The organism is Moraxella oculi, assembly GCF_023336735.1.
In the GTDB taxonomy this organism is placed as follows: Bacteria; Pseudomonadota; Gammaproteobacteria; order Pseudomonadales; family Moraxellaceae; genus Moraxella; species Moraxella oculi.
Genome location: NZ_JAMBAQ010000012.1, coordinates 1 through 19569 on the forward strand (window position 1 = coordinate 1; position 19569 = coordinate 19569).

The 19569-nt window shown below is 42.9% G+C and carries 19 protein-coding genes and 1 tRNA gene; 8 read left to right on the plus strand and 12 right to left on the minus strand.

Annotated features, from left to right (window positions below; all coding sequences use genetic code 11):
• Positions 1-22: 22 nt before the first annotated feature.
• Positions 23-99: transfer RNA gene (locus M2R47_RS06585), tRNA-Asp, on the plus strand.
• Between the two features lie 114 nt (positions 100-213).
• Here the strand turns inward: M2R47_RS06585 and metG are convergent.
• The 10 genes from metG to mrdA form a co-directional block, all read right to left on the minus strand.
• Positions 214-2256, minus strand: coding sequence for a methionine--tRNA ligase (metG, locus tag M2R47_RS06590; RefSeq protein ID WP_249100694.1), 2043 nt, complete (start codon positions 2254-2256; stop codon positions 214-216).
• 147 nt (positions 2257-2403) lie between these two features.
• Positions 2404-2784, minus strand: coding sequence for a stringent starvation protein B (locus M2R47_RS06595; protein ID WP_249100697.1), 381 nt, complete (start codon positions 2782-2784; stop codon positions 2404-2406).
• Positions 2785-2815: 31 nt separating this feature from the next.
• A complete protein-coding gene (locus M2R47_RS06600) occupies positions 2816-3463 on the minus strand; it encodes a glutathione S-transferase N-terminal domain-containing protein (protein ID WP_249100700.1) in 648 nt (215 codons plus the stop codon).
• A 208-nt stretch (positions 3464-3671) separates the two neighbouring features.
• Complete coding sequence (locus tag M2R47_RS06605; protein ID WP_249100703.1) at positions 3672-4394, minus strand: cytochrome c1; 723 nt, start codon at positions 4392-4394, stop codon at positions 3672-3674.
• The gene (locus M2R47_RS06610) at positions 4394-5611 is read right to left on the minus strand and encodes a cytochrome b (protein WP_249100706.1); all 1218 of its coding nucleotides are present in this window, start codon (positions 5609-5611) and stop codon (positions 4394-4396) included. Before M2R47_RS06610 ends, M2R47_RS06605 begins: the two co-directional genes overlap by 1 nt.
• A gap of 23 nt (positions 5612-5634) precedes the next feature.
• The gene (gene petA, locus M2R47_RS06615) at positions 5635-6219 is read right to left on the minus strand and encodes a ubiquinol-cytochrome c reductase iron-sulfur subunit (protein ID WP_249100856.1); all 585 of its coding nucleotides are present in this window, start codon (positions 6217-6219) and stop codon (positions 5635-5637) included.
• A gap of 450 nt (positions 6220-6669) precedes the next feature.
• Positions 6670-7056 (minus strand): 30S ribosomal protein S9, encoded by a 387-nt coding sequence (gene rpsI / locus M2R47_RS06620; protein WP_249100709.1) that lies wholly within the window; start codon positions 7054-7056, stop codon positions 6670-6672.
• A gap of 10 nt (positions 7057-7066) precedes the next feature.
• Positions 7067-7498: a 50S ribosomal protein L13 gene (gene rplM, locus M2R47_RS06625; protein WP_249100712.1), complete on the minus strand. Its 432-nt coding sequence runs from the start codon at positions 7496-7498 to the stop codon at positions 7067-7069.
• A gap of 211 nt (positions 7499-7709) precedes the next feature.
• Positions 7710-8312, minus strand: a complete 603-nt coding sequence (gene rsmD, locus M2R47_RS06630; RefSeq protein ID WP_249100716.1) for a 16S rRNA (guanine(966)-N(2))-methyltransferase RsmD — start codon at positions 8310-8312, stop codon at positions 7710-7712.
• Between the two features lie 41 nt (positions 8313-8353).
• Positions 8354-10348 (minus strand): penicillin-binding protein 2, encoded by a 1995-nt coding sequence (gene mrdA, locus M2R47_RS06635; RefSeq protein ID WP_249100718.1) that lies wholly within the window; start codon positions 10346-10348, stop codon positions 8354-8356.
• Between the two features lie 331 nt (positions 10349-10679).
• On the opposite strand from mrdA, the gene M2R47_RS06640 reads away from it, so the two are divergent.
• From M2R47_RS06640 to adk, 6 genes are all read left to right on the plus strand, one after another.
• Positions 10680-11990 carry a DUF445 domain-containing protein gene (locus M2R47_RS06640; RefSeq protein ID WP_249100721.1) on the plus strand — a complete coding sequence of 437 codons (1311 nt, stop codon included), beginning with the start codon at positions 10680-10682 and terminating at the stop codon, positions 11988-11990.
• 214 nt (positions 11991-12204) lie between these two features.
• Positions 12205-14199 carry a heme lyase CcmF/NrfE family subunit gene (locus M2R47_RS06645; RefSeq protein WP_249100725.1) on the plus strand — a complete coding sequence of 665 codons (1995 nt, stop codon included), beginning with the start codon at positions 12205-12207 and terminating at the stop codon, positions 14197-14199.
• Between the two features lie 2 nt (positions 14200-14201).
• Positions 14202-14783 carry a DsbE family thiol:disulfide interchange protein gene (locus M2R47_RS06650; RefSeq protein WP_249100728.1) on the plus strand — a complete coding sequence of 194 codons (582 nt, stop codon included), beginning with the start codon at positions 14202-14204 and terminating at the stop codon, positions 14781-14783.
• 9 nt (positions 14784-14792) lie between these two features.
• Positions 14793-15275 (plus strand): cytochrome c-type biogenesis protein, encoded by a 483-nt coding sequence (locus M2R47_RS06655; RefSeq protein WP_249100731.1) that lies wholly within the window; start codon positions 14793-14795, stop codon positions 15273-15275.
• Positions 15272-16531 carry a c-type cytochrome biogenesis protein CcmI gene (gene ccmI / locus M2R47_RS06660; protein ID WP_249100734.1) on the plus strand — a complete coding sequence of 420 codons (1260 nt, stop codon included), beginning with the start codon at positions 15272-15274 and terminating at the stop codon, positions 16529-16531. Before M2R47_RS06655 ends, ccmI begins: the two co-directional genes overlap by 4 nt.
• A gap of 152 nt (positions 16532-16683) precedes the next feature.
• Positions 16684-17343, plus strand: a complete 660-nt coding sequence (gene adk / locus M2R47_RS06665; RefSeq protein ID WP_249100736.1) for an adenylate kinase — start codon at positions 16684-16686, stop codon at positions 17341-17343.
• Between the two features lie 46 nt (positions 17344-17389).
• On the opposite strand, the gene M2R47_RS06670 is transcribed toward adk, so the two are convergent.
• Positions 17390-18040, minus strand: a complete 651-nt coding sequence (locus M2R47_RS06670; protein ID WP_249100739.1) for a hypothetical protein — start codon at positions 18038-18040, stop codon at positions 17390-17392.
• Between the two features lie 158 nt (positions 18041-18198).
• On the opposite strand from M2R47_RS06670, the gene M2R47_RS06675 reads away from it, so the two are divergent.
• A complete protein-coding gene (locus M2R47_RS06675; protein WP_249100742.1) occupies positions 18199-18618 on the plus strand; it encodes an HIT family protein in 420 nt (139 codons plus the stop codon).
• An 86-nt stretch (positions 18619-18704) separates the two neighbouring features.
• Here M2R47_RS06675 and M2R47_RS06680 read toward each other — a convergent pair whose 3' ends face one another.
• The gene (locus tag M2R47_RS06680) at positions 18705-19478 is read right to left on the minus strand and encodes a ferredoxin--NADP reductase (protein ID WP_249100744.1); all 774 of its coding nucleotides are present in this window, start codon (positions 19476-19478) and stop codon (positions 18705-18707) included.
• Positions 19479-19569: the final 91 nt, after the last annotated feature.

The window sequence follows — 19569 nt, forward strand, 5'->3', positions numbered from 1 at the left end:
TCCGTTACCGCCCACCATGTTCGCAGCGGTAGTTCAGTTGGTCAGAATACCGGCCTGTCACGCCGGGGGTCGCGGGTTCGAGCCCCGTCCGCTGCGCCATTTTTTATCCCCAAGTCTCCCCTGTCTTGGGGTTTTTTTTGATTTTTTTAATGTATTCATTAAACAATTTACAATAAAAAAAACAGGGTGATGACCCTGTTTTTTATTGATTAATTAAGCCAATTTTGCACCAGCTGGTACGCCATCAGGCAATGTTATGACTGTCAGCTGCCCATCTTTTTCAGCAGATAGAATCATGCCTTCGCTTAATCCAAATTTCATCTTGCGTGGGGCAAGGTTGGTTACACAAATTACCGTTTTTCCAGTCAGTTCTTCTGGTCGGTAGAATTTTGCGATGCCGCTAAAAACATTTCTGGTTTCATGTTCACCGACATCTAAAGTGAATTGCAATAGTTTGTCTGCTCCTTCCACTTGATTGCACGCCAAAACTTTGGCGACTTTCATTTCTACTTTGGCAAATTCATCAATGTTGATGAATGTGGTGTGGTCATTGTTCATGTTGGTCTGTTCTTTTTTGGTGGTTTTTGTTGCAGGTTGCAAGCTTTCTTTAGAATCGTCTATCATCGCTTGTACTTTTTTAGGATCGATGCGTTGCATGAGTGGCTGAAATTCATTAATTGTGTGTGTTAATATGTCAAATCGTGCATCAAAGTTTAGGTGATTTGTATTTAAAAATTCTTGAGATGCCTTCGCCAAGTTTGGTAAAACTGGTGAGAGATAAACCATGATTTTATGAAATAAATTAAGACCGACCGAGCAAATCTCTTGAATTTCTATGTCATTTGGATTGTGTTTGGCAATCGCCCATGGTTTTTTCTCATCAATATATTGATTTGCCATGTCAGCAAGTGCCATGATCTCACGAATGGCGGTACTAAATTCTCGGTTCTCATAGTGTTTGATGATGCTGTCACCAGCATCAATAAAGTGCTGCATGAGAGGGTTTTGACAGTCTTTGGACAGCTGGTGATCAAACTGTGCATTAATGAATTTAGCACAGCGACTGGCAATATTCACTACTTTACCCACTAAGTCAGAGTTGACTTTGGCAATAAAATCGTCCAAGTTTAAGTCTGAGTCTTCTACTTTATCAGATAGTTTGGAGGCAAAATAATAGCGTAAGTATTCAGGATTTAAATGGTTAAGATAGGTTTCAGCTTTGATGAAAGTACCACGAGACTTGCTCATTTTTTCACCATTAACAGTCAAAAACCCATTCACAAATAATGAAGTTGGTGTGCGATAATTGGCACCTGTCAACATGGCTGGCCAAAATAAAGCGTGAAAATAGACGATGTCTTTTCCGATAAAGTGATACACTTCATTCGTACTATCGGCTTTCCAATAATCATCAAAAGTAAGTTCTGGTCGTTTGGCATTGATGTAATTTTTAAAACTTGCCATGTAACCGATCGGAGCATCTACCCAAACATAAAAATATTTATCTTCGGCGTCTGGGATTTTAAAGCCAAAATAGGGCGCGTCACGACTGATGTCCCACTCAGCAAGTCCTGCTTCAAACCATTCGTCAAGTTTATTTGCGATGGAGATGGGCAGTCTGCCCTCATCTCGTGTCCACTGTTGTAAAAATTCTTTGAAATTTGGCAGATTAAAAAAGTAATGATCCGATGTTTTTTCTACAGGTGTTGCTCCGCTGAGCGTGGAGCGTGGGTTTAATAATTCGGTGGCGTTGTAAGTTGTGCCACATGACTCACAAGAATCACCATACTGATCGTCCGTTTGGCATTTTGGGCAGGTTCCTTTAATGAAGCGGTCGGATAAAAACATTTGTTTTTCTGGATCGAATAATTGTGTTACAGGGCGAATGCTGATATTTCCTGCCTGCTGATTTGCCAGATAAATCTCTTTAGACAAAAGCTGATTGGTGTCTGAATGAGTGCTGTCGTAGTGATCAAATGAAACACCAAAACCTGCAAAATCTCTCTTGTGCTCTGCTTGTACATCCTTAATCAGTGTTTCTGGTGTGATGCCATTTGCTTCGGCACGCAACATGATGGCGGTACCGTGTGCGTCATCAGCACAGACATAGATGACATCATGACCCATGGAACGCATGGCACGCACCCAAATATCGGCTTGAATATAACCGAGCAAATGCCCCATGTGAATTGACCCATTGGCATAGGGCAGGGCATTGGTTACTAGGATTTTTCTTGGTTTACTATTGGTTGTCATGGCATACCTTACTGAATGCTGTGTTTGATAAAAATGTCGTTAAAAGTCATTAATTTTACCGTAAATTTGCCATAAAATCACGCAAAAAAATCAAGCCTTATTTAGGTTGGCTTGATTTTTGTGGAATGACGATGGGATTGATTTGCGTTAATCGACAAATTTTAATCCCGAGCCTTTTGTTGGTTGAGACTCACTTTCAATCTGTGCATATTCATTGGGATCGAAAAATAGCCCTTCACTTGGATCTTCTTTGGCATAAATGCCTAAAATTGCCGCCATCGGAATCCATAAATCTTGCGACACGCCGCCAAATCGTGCAGCGAATGAAATGGCATCATTGTCAATATGCAAATCTTTAGTGGCTTGATAAGATGCGGCCAATACCAATCGCCCATCAACGGCAAACTCTAAGGGTGCGACAACATCAGCATGCGTAGCATCAACCATGATGTAGGCAGTCAATTCATTATCTTCTAGCCATTCATGTAATGCACGAATGAGATAAGGTCTTTTTGGTGTTGTATTCATGAGTGCTCCATGTGTTGTTTTGAGTCCGGTACTATGTGTCCAAGCGGTCTAGGTAATTAACTCGGCTTTTTAGACTGTTTTTAAAACTTGGTCGTGAAAACAGTCGAGTCTGATACTGTAATAAGGGCTTACAAAGTTGAGTTGGTAACTCAATACCCATGCTTGGTAATCTCCACAGCAAAGGTGCTAAGATGACATCACACCAACCAAAATGATCTGATAAAAAATAGTCATGCTTTCCAAAAATTGGAGACAGGGTGATTAAAGAATCCTGAAGGGATTTTTTGGCGTGTGAAGCAGAGATTTTATCAAAGCTGTCTGGGTGAGTAAGTAGGACTTTACCTAAGGCAAGCCAATCGTTTTGAAGTCTCCATGCCAGCTGTCTGATGATGGCTCGTTCTTTGGGCGTGTCTGGCAACAGCTTGCCTGCACCGTGTCTTTCTTCCAGATACTCAAAGATGGTATTGAATTCGTACAAGGTAATGTCCCTTCCTACCAAAATAGGCAGTGTGCCATAGGGATTGAGTTCGGCAAGTTCATCTGGTCGCTCATCTTCAATAAAAGCAAGCTCATAGGACAACTGCTTTTCTTCTAGCAGCAACCTTATTGCATGACTGTCGTAGCCATCATCACCATACAGGATGAATTGTGTTGGTAGAAGATGAGAAAAGTCCGCCATGCGATTGGGTCAAGATTATTTAAATGCCCTAGTTTAGCAAATTTTTTAATACATGTGTTGATTTTTCTGACATTTTATGATGATCAAGAATTTTTTTTCATACCGACCGATTGGTATGTTAATTATTCGGTGATTTTCATCTGTTGATTGATGTAAAAGACATGAATAAAAAAAGCCAGCATGTTCACACTGGCTTTTTTGTTAGGGGTTACTTCACATCTTTCCAAAACTCTTTATTGAGTAGATATACTGGAATCAGTAAAATTAATAGGAATAAAATCACGAATGCACCATAGATTTTACGATCATGGCGGACGGGTTCTGCCATCCATGCCATGAAGTTCACTAGGTCGCCGATGCGTGCTTTGTACTCTTCTTCCCCAAGCTCTTTTTGTAGGTTGTGTAGTACATGTGGCATGGCAGCATTTGCCAGTACTAGGTTATTTGATCCCCAAGGGCGACTGGGGTCTTCATAGAATGATAGTAGGTAGGTGTATACCCAATCATCACCACGCAAGCGAGTTTCTAATGATAAATCTGGTGGCTGTGCACCAAACCATGATTTTTGCAATTCAGGATCGATACCAGCGGTAACATGATCACCAATTTGCTTTGCACTGACCATCAAGTATTTTTCCATCAGTTCTGGAGGAATGTCCAAATCTTTGGCAATGCGTGAATGGCGTACATACTGGGCTGAATGGCAACCAACACAATAGTTCATGAACATTGTTGCACCGCGTTGTAACGAGCCTTTATTCGTCAAGTCAATAGGAGCTGTGCTGCACTCTAAGGTAATTTTTGTGCCGTCAGCTTCGGTGTATTCTCCACAACCATGACCACCACCAGCCAAAGCTGATGGGCTTGATGCGATACCAGCACCTACTAAAAGCAGACCTGCACCTAGGGTTTTTAGGTTAAATGCTTTCATCAGTGACCTCCGGTTACGCGTTCTGGTGGTTGTTTGCATTTTTCAATTGATGTATAAAATGGCATCAATAAGAAATACAAGAAGTATAGAATGGTACAAATACGACCAACAATGGTGCCTGTCGGTGTGGAACTGACTCCGCCCAAGTAGCCTAGAATCAGAAAGCTTGCCACGAAGATGGCTAACGCAATTTTAGACAGAGTGCCTTTATATCGAATTGAGCGTACGGGCGAACGATCAAGCCAAGGCAGTACAAATAAAATGGCGATGGCACCAAACATCACAATCACACCAGGTAGGGCAGAACCAAACATGGATGGTGTTGCACGAAGCATGGCATAGTAGGGCATGTAATACCAAACTGGGGCAATGTGTGCGGGGGTTTTTAGAGCATTTGCTACTTCAAAGTTAGGTTTTTCTAGGAAGTAACCGCCGCCTTCTGGTGCGAAGAATACAACTGCAAAGAAGAAGATGAAGAACACCACAATGCCCACCATATCGTGTACGGTATAGTAAGGGTGGAAAGGTACACCATCTAATGGCACGCCATTTTTATCTTTTAACTTCTTAATATCGATGCCGTCTGGGTTGTTAGAGCCGACATGATGCAGGGCAACCAAGTGCATGAAGACCAGCCCAACCAAAATCAACGGAATAGCCACAACATGCAACGCAAAGAAGCGATTTAGAGTGATGCCTGAGATGATATAGTCACCTTTCACCCATTCGCCTAAAGCATCGCCAATAAATGGAATGGCAGCAGGTAGGTTTAGAATGACTTGTGCACCCCAAAAAGACATGTTACCCCAAGGTAATAAGTACCCAAAGAAGCCTTCAGCCATCAAGCAAAGATAGATTGCCATGCCAATGATCCATACCAGCTCTCGAGGTTTTTGGTAAGAGCCATATAATAAGCCTCGGAACATATGCAGGTAGACGACGACGAAGAAAGCAGACGCACCTGTTGAGTGCATGTAGCGAATCAGCCAGCCGCCTTTAACATCACGCATGATATATTCTAGTGAGGCAAAAGCACCTTCTGCACTTGGATTGAACATCATGGTAAGCCAGATGCCTGTTACCAGCTGGTTTACCAAGACCACCATAGACAAAACACCAAAGAAATACCAAAAGTTAAAATTCTTTGGTGCGTAATATTTAGACATATGGTATTCATAAGTCTCGGTCGCTGGGTAGCGTGCATCAACCCAACTCATAAATTTCTTAGCAATACTCATGATTAAGCCTCTCCAACGGTCAAGGTTGTGCCATCAATGCTGTATTCTGGAATCGGTAGATTCAGGGGTGCCGGCATGCCACTATAGACACGACCTGACAAGTCATACATTGAACCGTGGCAAGGGCAGAAAAAACCGCCAAACCAATCAGAACCACCCAGATCGGCTGCACCAACCTCAGGACGGAACATTGGGGCACAACCCAAATGTGTGCAGACACCCTCAACAACCAAAATGCTTGGCTCAATGGAGCGTGTTTCATTCTTGCAGTATTCAGGTTGAACAGAAGATTCAGATGTTGGATCGGCAAGCTTTGGGGTGACTTTCGCTAGATTTGCGACCATTTCATCAGTACGCTTGACAATGAATATGGGCTTGCCACGATATTTTACGGTAATCATTTGACCATTTTCAACGCTACTGATATCAGTAACAACGGCAGCACCGGCAGCTTCTGCTTTTGCACTTGGATACCAAGAGCGTACAAATGGGGTGGCGATCGCACCTACGCCAACTGCACCAATGGCAGCTGTGGTTGCGATTAAGACTCTACGGCGTTTAATATTCACGCCTTCGGCATGGCTCATTAAAACTTCCTCCAGAATAAAGAATGGGAAAAATCCCATACTGGGTGTGTGCATATTTGATGAAGGGAGTTGATCAAACATGCACATTTGCTGTGCCTATTTACTAGTTTTGAAAACATGTCTATTTTAAGCTATTTTTACTTTAAAATAAATTGTTATGTTGCTATCTTGTGAAAAAAAGTCGCAAAATTTTTAATGAATTAACAAAAAATGAGATTTTTTTTGTAAATATGATGAAATATCCAACCGTTAAAGTGGGAATTGATGCTTGATTCATCGAATCAGAACTAAGATTTTTTTACCAAAAGTTAGTATCGTTTTATGGGCTGCGTACTCAATTAATCCGTCATCGAATACTAGATGAGGCTTTTTAATTAAATATTGATAAGGACTGCATATGAAAAAACTCTCGAAAAACGAGAGTTTTTAAAATCTGCAAATCGTAATAAATTAACGCTTTGAGAATTGTGGGCGACGGCGTGCCTTGCGTAGACCCAGTTTTTTACGCTCAACCTCACGAGCATCACGAGTAACGAAACCAGCTGCTTTTAGAGCAGGTTTTAAAGTTTCGTCAGATTCGATCAATGCACGAGTGATGCCATGACGGATTGCACCTGCTTGACCGCTTGCACCACCACCAGTAACAGTGATATACAAGTCGTATTTGTCAGCTGATTCTAGCAATTCTAGTGGCTGACGAACAACCATGCGAGAAGTTTCACGACCGAAGTATTCGTCTAGTGATTTGCCATTGATGATGATGTTGCCAGTGCCTTTAGACAGGAAAACACGGGCAGTAGAAGTCTTACGGCGACCTGTACCATAATTGCGTTCCATGTTTGTCTCCTTAGATGTCTAAAACTTGTGGTTGCTGTGCTGCGTGTGGGTGTTCAGTACCCGCATACAGTTTTAGCTTCTTGATCATCGCATAGCCCAAAGGACCTTTTGGCAACATGCCTTTAACGGCTTTGAACAATACATCTTCTGGCTTGCGCGCTAGCAGTTTGGTGAAGTTGGTCTCTTTGATACCTCCTGGGTAACCAGTGTGACGATAGTACTTCTTGTCTTGAGCTTTTTTGCCAGTAACGGCAATTTTGTCAGCGTTGATGACGACGATGTAATCGCCAGTATCAACATGTGGAGTGTACGATGGCTTGTGTTTGCCACGCAGACGAGAAGCGATTTCGGAGGCTAGGCGACCTAGCGTTTTGCCTTCAGCGTCCACGACATACCAGTCATGTACAACTTCAGCGGGTTTGGCACTGATAGTAGTAGTCATATAAAACCTATTTAGTTGAGTTTGAGAGTGGACAAATAAAATCAAGCTGATGATTATTTGCTTTTGAGTTGGGAAACGAAGGGCTCTCAAAAAAACATCATGCATTATAGCCTAAATTTTGCCAGCATGCAATAATATTTGACAATAAAAATTTTGAATGTTTGGCGTTTGTTGGGTTTGATGAAATTTGTTGAGTTTGATGAAAAAAAAGTCATTCGACCGTTAATTGACCTAAAAAATTCATGCTTGGCTTAGTAAGGTATGCAAATATTTGACCGATGTTGGTGTGCTTTATGATGTCTAGTCCAAACTGATTGATTAATTCTTCTAAAGACTGATTGCTTTCTAGATAAATGAGTGAGTGAGTATGTATCAAGCGGTGCTTGATGATGAGTGTTAGAATTTGTGACCAAAGATTCAAATCGTATGGTGGATCAATAAAAATCACATCAAACGCTGTGTTTAGGGTGGGTAAGGCGTTCTGTGCGGTGTCATGAATGATACGAATGCTGGACTTGTTAAGTTTTAAGACATCGGCATTGCGTCTAAGTTCAGATGATTGGGCCTGATTGGCTTCAATCATGACGACAAAAGACGCACCACGAGACAGGCACTCAAAGCTAAGTACGCCTGAACCTGCACAGACATCAAGGACTGTTGCGTCTTGTAAATCACCCATTAGCCAATTAAAGATCGTCTCACGCAAGCGGTCTGGAGTGGGGCGTAATCCTTTGGCGTCAATAAAGCTGATGTTACGACGCTTGAATTGCCCACTGATGATTCTGACTTGATTGGTGGTTTTTTTTGTGTTCATTTTTTTATGGTTGATTTGACTTGACTGATTTTTCATAAATTTCATTGTGTTTTTTCGGTGGCTTTTTTGGCTTGCTCCGCCTGCTTTTCTTGTTCTTTGGCAGCCACATAAGCATTGATTTTTTTCTGCATTTTGGCATGCTTCTCAGCTCGAATGAGGTGCATCTCACTGTCGCTTGGTGGTAAAATCGGTTTCCTGTGGCGTTCAATCATCCAATAATCAAATAATGCACGCCCAATCGGTGCAGCAACTTTGCCACCGCCACCGCCATTTTCTACCAATATTGCCAATGCGATTTCAGGATTTTCAACAGGGGCGAAGCCCATGAACCATGCGTGATCCCAATGCCGTTCGTTTAAAGCGGCTTTGTTGTAGGATTTGCCTTGTGCGATGGATTTGACTTGAGCCGTACCTGTCTTTCCAGCACTGCGATACCGCGTGGTGTAGGCTGCTTTACCAGTACCAAACTTTAAAGTATCTTCCATGGCTTGGTGCATGCGTAGCCAATCAGCTTCTGTGCCATTGAATTTAACATGACTTGTGGGTTTGTCTGGAATTTCCACAGTTTTGGCACCCTCTGAATGTTTCAAAAAATGAGGTATGGTGATCAATCCTTTGCTGGCGGTAGTGGCGGTGGCAGCAGCAACTTGCAATGGCGTCGCCAAAAAGGCACCTTGACCAATAGAAACGGAAATGGTCTCACCAGGCAGCCAGTCTTTATGGTAGGTTTCTTTTTTCCATTTTGGTGATGGCATGAGTCCTGCTTTCTCATTGGGTAAATCAATGCCTGTTTTCTTGCCAAAACCAAAGCCTGTCATCCAGTCGTGCAAACGGTCAATGCCCATGGTGTATGAGTTTTTGTAATAATAGGTATCCACCGACATGATGATGGATTTTGCCATATTGACTGTGCCGTGTCCGCCTCGCTTCCAATCACGAAAGCGATGACTGTCGCCCGGTAAGCTAAAATAACCTGGGTCAAAGATGGTATCCTCCCACCCCATGATGCCATAATGTAGAATGCCCATTGCTTCAAAGGGCTTGATGGTCGATGCAGGGGGGTAGAGTCCTTGTAATGCTCGATTATAAAGTGGCTGATCAATATCGTCTCTGAGTGTGCCGTAGGCTTTTGATGAGATGCCTGAGATGAATGGGTTTGGGTCAAAACTTGGATTTGATACAAATGCCAAGACCTCGCCATTTCTAGGATCTAAGGCGACAATCGCTCCTCTTCTGCCATTAAGGTGATCAGAAGCAATCTTTTGTAATCCATAATCCAAGCTTAGATAAATGTCATTGCCAGCAATTGGAGCTTTGTTGTCGAGTCGTCGTAACACATCGCCATGAGCGTTGGTTTCGACTGATTGGTAGCCTGGCTCACCCAGCAACACATCTTCATACTGCTTTTCAATACCCAGCTTACCAATCAAATCTGTGCCGGCATATAGGCGTTGTTTTTGGGGGTCGGACTTGATGACTTTAGACTCTTTGTCGTTAATACGCCCAACATAACCAATGACATGAGCAAATAGATCGTCATAAGGATAGGTGCGAGTCAGCTTGGTCTGGATACTTACTCCTCGAAAAAAAGGTTTGCGTTCGCTAAATTGGGCAATTTGTGTTTCGTCGGGGTTGATTTTGACAGTAACAGGATTGTTTTTTGATTTATCAATGCGTGCCAAAATATCCGTCACTTCTTCATCAGTCAGGGCGAAGATGGGTTTTAGTAGTTGTAAGGTATGTTCGGCATTTTCTATCTCATCAGGAGAGATGACAACGGTAAACACAGGTTCGTTATCAGCCAGTATGATGCCATTGCGGTCATAAATATGACCACGAGAGGGGGGGTTGGAAATCAGCTTAATGCGATTGTTGTCGGCAGCGGTAACAAACTTACTGTGCTGGTTGATTTGGAGATACGCATAACGACCCACTAAAACGCAAGTGCCAAGTATGATGAGTAATGCCAAAACACCAATACGGCGGCTAAATACACGGCTATTTTGGTCGACATCGCTATTAATGGATTCTCTCATGGTGGGTGATTGGTGCGTTGGTATTTTTGTAAAGATGGAAGCGAAATTTGGCAAAAGGGTTGGTAAGTAGACGCAAACGCCATGATTGATGAGTTAAGCGTCAATCGTTTGAGTCAATCCAAACGAATGTATTTTAACATAAATTTAATCACAATTAACGGCTTTTTAAATAAATCATTGCTAAATTGGGTGGGGTGATTTGGGTAATGTCATGAGTTTAATTTAATAATTGAGTTTAATTTAATAATGATGCCATGTGTGATATGCAGAATCTTTGATACTGTGATATAATGTTAGTCGCTATGTCTTATCAATCTTGACTGTCTTTGATATGTTTAACACCATTTGGCAGGCTCTTGCTGCTCACCCTGAATTCATCGCCATGCTGACCATTCCGCCGGTAACTGCTTTTGTTACTTGGGCACATGTGTGGATGGCGTTAGAAATGCTCTTTCGTCCCATTCACTTTTGGGGCATTCGCATCAATGGACTGCCTTTTGGAATCAAAGGTTTGGGTTGGCAAGGTATTGTGCCTGCTAAGGCAGGAAAAATCTCTGGCATTATTGTGGATCAGACACTATCAAAACTGGGCAATCTGGATGAATTTTTTCAGGCGATGGAGCCAGAACAGATGGCGGACTTTATCACAGAAGCGGTCGATGAGAACTTAGAGCAGTTGATTGATGAGATCATGCACGAGCGTCATCAAGGTCTGTGGAACACCATGCCTTATGCGATTCGTCGCCGCATCTATGCTCATGCCCATAAAGAGCTGTCCGTCATCATGAAAGCTTTGGTGATGGAGTTGACTTACAATGTTGAGAGTTTGGTGGACATGCGTCATATGATTGTGCGCAAGATGGAAAGCGATCGTCAGCTCATGGTGGACATGTTCTTGCGAGTGGGTAAAAAAGAGATTAATTTTATTTGGAAGATCAGTGCGCTCATTGGGTTTGGGTTTGGCATCATTCAGATGGGCATTTTTTATTTTGTGCCAGAACACTGGACGGTACCTTTTTTTGCTGCCATTTGGGGTGCTTTGACAAACTGGATTGCCATTTGGATGGTGTTCAATCCTGTAGAACCTCGCCACATTCCTTTCATTCGTGTATTTCGCCAAGATGAGCAAGGCATTCGTTTTATGATGCCGCACATTCATCGTTATGCGTGGCAGGGTGGCTTTATGAAACGCCAAGAGGAAGTATCAAGTGTGTTTGCTGAAATTGTGGTAAAAGAACTTGTTACCTTAGAAAATATCATGAGTGAAATGATGTATGGTTCAAAAGCTGATGATACTCGCTCGCTTGTCAAAAAGCACCTGTATGGATTATTGGAGTCGCCAGTTGTAGCAACCAGCTTAAAAGTGGGTATGACCAGCCGTGAAATCAATGAATTTAAAGACATTATTATTGATAAGTCTATTGATGCGACCATGGTGCCAATCCGAGATCCTAAGCTCAACATTTCTCGTGCCAGTAAGATTTTTGGCTTGTTTGAAAGTCGCATTCGCGCACTTTCACCCCAAGAATTTCAAAATTTGCTCAGACCTGCATTCAAGGAAGATGAGATGACGCTTGTGGTACTTGGTGCGATTACAGGTCTGTTGGCAGGCTGGTTGCATTTAATGGTAGTGTTTTTTTAAAGTAAGTTTACGGCATTGGTATTTTTGGCACGCCACTTGAGTACTCATGACAAGGCTGTCTGTCAGCATGACTTCTGTTAAGAAGTGCTTGATTGGCGGCTTTTTGTGTGTTAAGAACTTGAAAAAAAGGTTTGGCGATTTGGCTGATTGGCGACTACTTTGTCGTGATTGACTGTATAACTGGACCGCCATTCACCATAAATAAGGTATGTTTATGCTAATCACAGAATTGGGTTATTTTGCGTTGCTTTTAGCACTCGTGATTGCACTGTTGCAGGCGATTTTACCTGCGATTGGTGTTGTCAAGCATCAGATTCATTGGCAGCGTTTGGCACCAAGCCTAGCAGTGGCACAGTTTTTGGCGATGTTGGTGTCGTTTGCTGCACTGATGATGGGCTTCATCTACAACGATTTTAGCTTGGTGTATGTCGCCAGCCACTCCAACAGTCTGTTGCCTTGGTATTATAAGCTGTCAGCGACTTGGGGTGGTCATGAGGGTTCGTTGTTATTATGGGTAACAATTTTGGCGGCGTGGTGCATGTTGGTTGCGGTGTTTAGCCGTGCATTGCCACTTGACATGCGTGCGCGCGTGCTGTCAGTGCTTGGCATGGTTCAAGTCATGATGCTATTGATGTTGATTTTCACATCTAGCCCATTTGAGCGTACCTTGCCAAATCTTCCTGTTGATGGTGTTGATCTTAATCCGTTACTTCAAGATCCCGGTCTGATTTTTCATCCGCCGATGCTTTACATGGGCTATGTTGGTTTGGCGGTGCCATTCGCTTTTTGTATGGCTGCTTTATGGGCTGCAAGACTTGATGCTGTTTGGACGCGCTGGTCTCGACCTTGGGCGGTGGTCGCATGGTGTTTTTTGACTTTGGGTATTGCGTTGGGTTCTTGGTGGGCCTACTATGAGCTTGGTTGGGGTGGTTGGTGGTTTTGGGATCCTGTAGAGAACGCATCACTCATGCCTTGGCTTGCGGTAACGGCACTCATTCACTCGTTAGCAGTTACTGAGAAGAGGGGTGTGTTTAAAGCATGGACAATGATGTTGGCAATACTTGCCTTTGCTTTGTCATTACTGGGAACATTCTTGGTGCGTTCTGGTGCAATCACCTCAGTGCATTCTTTTGCAGCCGACCCAACGCGTGGACTTGCCATTCTTGCGATTTTAGGGGTGGTTGTGGGTGGTGGTTTATTGATGTTTGCTTTGCGTGGGTGGCGATTGACCATTGAGAGTCGTTATGAATTAAAATCTCGTGAAACCGTTTTAATCATCAATAACATCATTCTTTTGGTAGCGACCCTAGTGGTGTTGTTAGGTACATTATATCCAATGCTGGCTGATGCTTTTAAATGGGGTCAAGTATCGGTAGGTGCACCTTATTTTAATGCGTTGTTTGTGCCAGCTTCATGGCTTCTGCTTGCTTTTATGGGCGTTGGCTCATGCTTGCGTTATAAATATGACAGTCGTCCGTTGTTGACAACACTTGCTGCCTGTGCTGTCAGTGCGTTTGTTTTGGGTGCAGTGATTGCTTATATGATGAGCATGCTAGAAGAGTATGCACACTTTGATAAAGAAGTGTATGTTACAGCAGCTTTATGTGTGTGGGTTTTGGCGTTCATGGTGCTGGATATTAAAGATAAAACACGCCATGCCAAGGATTTATTGTCAGGTCTTAAAAAACTGACACCAAGCTATCATGGCATGCAGCTTGCACATATCGGCGTGCTTGTAACTTCATTGGGGGTGGCGGGAGTGTCAGCGATGAGTCTTGAAAAAGATGTGGCGATGACGGTGGGGGATAGCACCCATGTTCAAGGCTATGATTTTTATTTGCAGGATTTTGAGGTGCTTAAAAGTGCAAACTATGATGCTACTCGTGCCACAGTTCAGGTCAAAAAAGATGATAAGATTGTAACCACACTTTATCCAGAGAAGCGTCACTATATCGTCTCAATGATGCCGATGACCGAAGTGGGTATTCATCCAAGTTTATTCAATGAGCTGTATATCGCCTTAGGCGAGCCAATCGCTGACGACTTGGGTAGATTGAGTAATGATACTTGGGCGGTGCGTGTGTATGTCAAGCCAATGGTACGCTGGATGTGGCTTGGGGCGATTTTAATGGCTTTTGGTGGGCTTGTTGCCATCATGGACAAACGCTACCGCATTAAAAAAACCAAATCAAACCATCAGGAGTGCTAATCATGAAGAAAGTACACAAACGCATTTGGATCTTTGTTTTGCCTTTGTTGATATTTTTGCTTGCGATGGTAATGTTTTATTTTCGCTTAGGTAAGGATACGGACATCAAGGTCAGTACGATGATGAATAAGCCTTTGCCAGCCTTTCACCTACCTTTGCTATCTGACACGACTCGCATGATGACAAATGAGGAATTGCCAAAAACTCCTTTTTTGCTGAATGTGTGGGGTTCGTGGTGTCCAACATGCAAAATTGAACATCCTTTTTTGATGCAATTGCACGCTCAAGGAGTGCCAATCATCGGTGTGAATTATAAAGATGAGTTGCCAGATGCACTGGGCTATTTAAATCAATATCAAGACCCATTCATCTATTCATTACAAGATTTGGATGGTAGCTATGCCTTGGATTTGGGATTGACAGGTGCTCCAGAAACTTTCGTTGTTGATGGCAACGGTGTGGTTTACAAACACATTTTGGGTGAAGTGGGTGAGATGAATTGGGCGAGTGAGATACAGCCATGCTTAAAAGCTGTGGGTGATGAAATGCTTGATGAAGATGCTAAAATTCGTGCATGTGGCTAGGAGTGAGGCATGAAAAAGACAATCTTGGCAGTGTTATTCTTGGGTGTAATGACATCAGCGTCGGCAAGTATTGAAATTTATGAATTTAAAACGCCAGAAGATGAGACTCGTTATCGTGCATTAATTGAGGAATTGCGTTGCCCAAAATGTCAAAATCAAAATTTGGCAGGTTCTGACGCACCAATCGCACTTGACCTAAAACAAAAAACCTATGAAATGATCAACGACGGCAGAAGCGATACAGAGATTCGTGATTATATGTTCGAGCGTTATGGCGATTTCATCAGTTATAAGCCGCCTGTGCGTCCATCAACTTGGATTTTGTGGTTTTTTCCGCCTTTGCTGTTGGTACTGCTGATAGTTGGGTGGCTATTAAAAGTTAGAAAGCCGCGCCAAAAGATTGAGAAGGACGATGTTCAACTGTTGACTGCTCACGAGGAGACCAAGCTTTCTGAAATTTTAACCGCACATGATAGGAAGAATGAACGATGACCCCAACTCTATGGTTATTTTTTACCTTATGTGCCACCTTGGCGGTGCTTGTGTCGCTGGTGGTGATTTATCCATGGTTCAAAGGTCGTATGGCGGATGATAATCGCTTAACGGCGATTAATGTTGAGGTTTTTAATAGTCGTATCAGTGAACTGCAAGCTGATAAAGAGGCTGGTTTGATAGAAGATGCTTATTATCAAGCACAATCCATAGAGCTTAAAAGGCAACTGCTGGCCGCCCAGACGCACATAAAATCTCACGCATCCGTAAGTGCAAAATCTCGCTTGATTGTGCTGATTTGGATTCCTTTATTGGCTGCTCTTGCTTATCTCATCACGGCTGATAGAACGCCTGTGTATGAGCTTTGGGTCGCACAAGATGCGGTAGGTAAGGTCGCAGATGACTTATTGACTGGTAAGATTGATACACCACCCAATTGGGCAACAAAAGACAGTTCGGCATTGATTTCTGCAATGCAAACCAATGTTTACTCTCATGCATACGATGCAAATCGTTGGATGCGTTTGGCAGAGCTATTTGGTGCTTTGGATGCCAAACCGCAATCATTAGAAGCGCTTGCAAGGGCTTATCGATTAAAGCCTAACGATGCTGATATTGCCATGACTTATGCACAGGCGAGTTTTTTTGTGAATAATGGGGTATTGGATGCTTCTGCTCGTGAGGCAGTGCTTGGTATTTTAAGAGCAATGCCAGATCATGAAGGGGCACAGATGATGATGGCGATGAGTGAGATGCGTGCGGGCGATTTTGCCAATGCTAAGGCATGGGTGCATAAGTTGCGGTCTAGTGTCGCTGCCAAACCTGGAGATAGAAGTGAGGCGTTATCCAGTTTGGATGCTTTGCTTGCTAACATCGAAGTTCAACAGACCAAAATCACGCAAGGTGTCCAAGTAACAATCACTGTCAATGATTCATTGCTTGTACAAATTGCTGAAAGTGATGTGCTGTATGTGTCGATTTCTGCAGCATCAGGTGGTGCGCCATATGCGGTAAAACGCTTGCCTGTCAATCAGATTAAGGGCGGTAAAGTAACCGTGAATCTAAGTGATGCGGATGCGATGATGCCTAATCGCACCTTGACTGTGGGGCGTGAAACTGAGTCCTTGGTGGTGAATGCACGCATTAGTCATTCTGGCGGTGCGGTATCAGAGTCTGGTGATTTTGCTGCCAATCCAGCACCACTCACCAAGACTGCTAATACTGCCATGCTTACCATCTCGCACATCATTCCTTAATGAAGATGATGAGGTATTTGAACATGCTTTATGTTGAGACAGTGATTAATATTGATGACTGTTCTCATCAGTGATGGGGTGTGTAAAAACCACTTGAACAATCCAGCCAAGTGGTTTATATTGACGAATTGTTTTTTGATTTGGAGAAAGCTATGCTACGCATTATTTTACTAGGCCCGCCTGGTGCTGGCAAAGGTACTCAGGCTCAACTGATTTCAAAGGAGTTTGACATTCCACAAATTTCAACAGGTGACATGCTTCGTGCTGCCATCAAAGAAGGTAGTGAGCTTGGTCAGATTGCCAAAAGTGTGATGGATGCAGGTCAATTGGTTTCTGATGAGCTGATTATTAATTTGGTAAAAGAACGCATCAGTCGGTCAGACTGTATCAATGGCTGTATTTTTGATGGTTTTCCACGCACGATTGCACAAGCACAAGCACTGGCTGATGCTGGGGTTGGTATTGATCATGTGATTGAGATCAGTGTCCCAGATGACGAAATTGTCAGTCGCATGTCAGGTCGTCGAGCACACCTGCCATCAGGTCGTACTTATCACATCACTCATAACCCACCTAAGGTTGAAGGCAAAGACGACATCACTGGCGAAGATTTGGTACAGCGTGATGACGACAAAGAGGAAGTGGTGCGTGATAGATTGGGCGTGTACCATGCTCAGACAGCCGCCCTAATCGATCACTATCAATCGTTGGTATCTTCTGGAAATGATGCACCAAAATACCATCAATTCGATGGCACAAAAGACATCAATGTCGTGCGTGATGAGATTTTTACTGTATTGAAAAATGACTGAACTTTCCCATGATAAAAAAAGACCTAAATCAGGTCTTTTTTTATCATTATTGATCATGCTTATGATGAGCCATGACTTTGTGTTGGATTGAGTGTTGTAGATAAGCCAATGCTTTTGGGTAGCGGCTTTTTAAGGTGTTTAGTGTGTGGGTAGTTGCCAGTGCGTGTGCGTTGGGCAGGCGTGTATAACCGTCGTTGGTGGCGATGGTAAACTCTTGATCGTCAAAGTCTATGCTGACGAGATTCTTGGTATGATTTTTATGCAATACATGCACATTGCCTGTTAACAAAAAATTATCCGCTTCTTGAATTAAACTTGTCATCAAATCATTGGTATGTATGCTTTGTGATTCTTTGGCGGTATTGGTGAACGACAGATGTAGTGCCAGCGGAAAATCATCACAGACGATGACGGTTGTGCCACTAATTTTGATGTGTGTGGCGGGCTTGATGGCATCTTCTGGTAAATCAAGCCAGCGACACGCCGTTTTTGCCGTTACTCTCTCATTCATGAGTTTGAGCATGGGTGGGGTGAGTGGTTTTTGGATTTTGATGTCATCAGGCAGACTGTCATAATGTGCCAAAAGCATCATTGGCAAATCTTTTGTGATGATGAGTTTGTCAATTTTGACATTGTGAGTGCGAAATTCAAAATCAGAAGTGGTGAGTATTTCTTGTAAGATGAAGGTGTTGCTCATAAGATGCGTTGATTGATTTTTATGCTTAATATATCACAAACTTACGCTGTTTTTGTGTAAAATTTCACAAAATAATTCTCAAAAATCTGTGTTAAAATATAAAATTCCTAACTTCTTGTTCAAATTTTGGATATTTTTATTAACGAGGGAGCTGACATATGTCATACGATGATGCCAATATTTTTGCTAAGATTTTGCGTGGAGAGATTCCTTGCCATAAGGTCTATGAAGATGATAAGACGCTTGCTTTTATGGATGTGATGCCACAAGCAGTCGGTCATGTACTGGTGATTGGTAAGTGCCAAGCAGTGGAGCTGACGGATTTACCACTGGAGTATGCTGTTGCCATCATTGCTACCGCTCAAAAGGTCATTCAAGCTCAGCGTAAAGCCTTGAATGTTGAGGGTCTGGTGCAGCTACAACTCAATCATGCCAAAGCTGGACAAAGCGTCTTTCATTATCACATGCACTTAATTCCTGCACATGTGCATGAGCTGGGTCGGCATGAAAGTGGTTTGGCAAATCAAGATGAATTGATGGCGTTGGCAAAGAAAATCCGTGAGCATATTGAAAGCTAGCTCACACTTAAGGACTGTGAACAATCTTTCACGATGAATCGCACTTGGCTGGAAGTGTGATTCATCGAAGAGGCGGTCTGATGTGATTAGCCCACAAAAGCACGCTCAACCACATAGTCGGCAGGTACGCCCATGCGAGGTGAAATGGTCAATCCAAAGTCGTCTAAAATGGCACAAGTGTCAGCATTCATGGCCATGCTACCGCAAATCATCACTCGGTCATCGTCTTTGTTGATGGGCGGAAGGCCGATGTCTTTAAAAATTTTGCCAGACTTTAATAAGTCAGTAACTCGACCTGTGTTTTTAAATTCATCTCGAGTAACAGTAGGGTAGTAGATGAACTTCTCACGAACCCATTCGCCAAAAATTTCGTCATGTGGTAACTGATTTTCAAAAAAATCACGATACGCCAAATCCTCGGTATGACGCACGCCATGCACCAAAATGACTTTTTCAAAGCGTTCGTACACTTCAGGTTCACGAGTTAATGATAAAAATGGTGCAAGTCCTGTGCCTGTTGCCAATAGATAGAGATGTTTTCCAGGCAATAAATCATCCAAAACCAATGTGCCAGTCGGTTTTTTACTGACCAGCAGCTCATCACCCACCTTGATGTGTTGCAAGCGACTGGTCAATGGACCGTCTTGTACTTTGATGGAGTAAAACTCCAGTTCTTCAGCCCAAGCAGGACTGGCAATAGAGTAAGCTCTGACTAACGGTTTGCCATCAACCATCAATCCAATCATGGCAAATTCGCCGCTACGAAAACGCAGAGAATCACTACGAGTGGTTTTAATGGTGAACAGACTGTCTGTCCAATGATGAACATGGGTAACGGTTTCGGTGATGAATTTTGACATAAGGTAACTTCCAAAATGAGAATGGGTTTTATTTTTGTGGAATATTCTACCATAGAATCGGCATGGTGTATAATTTGTGTTATGATAGCAA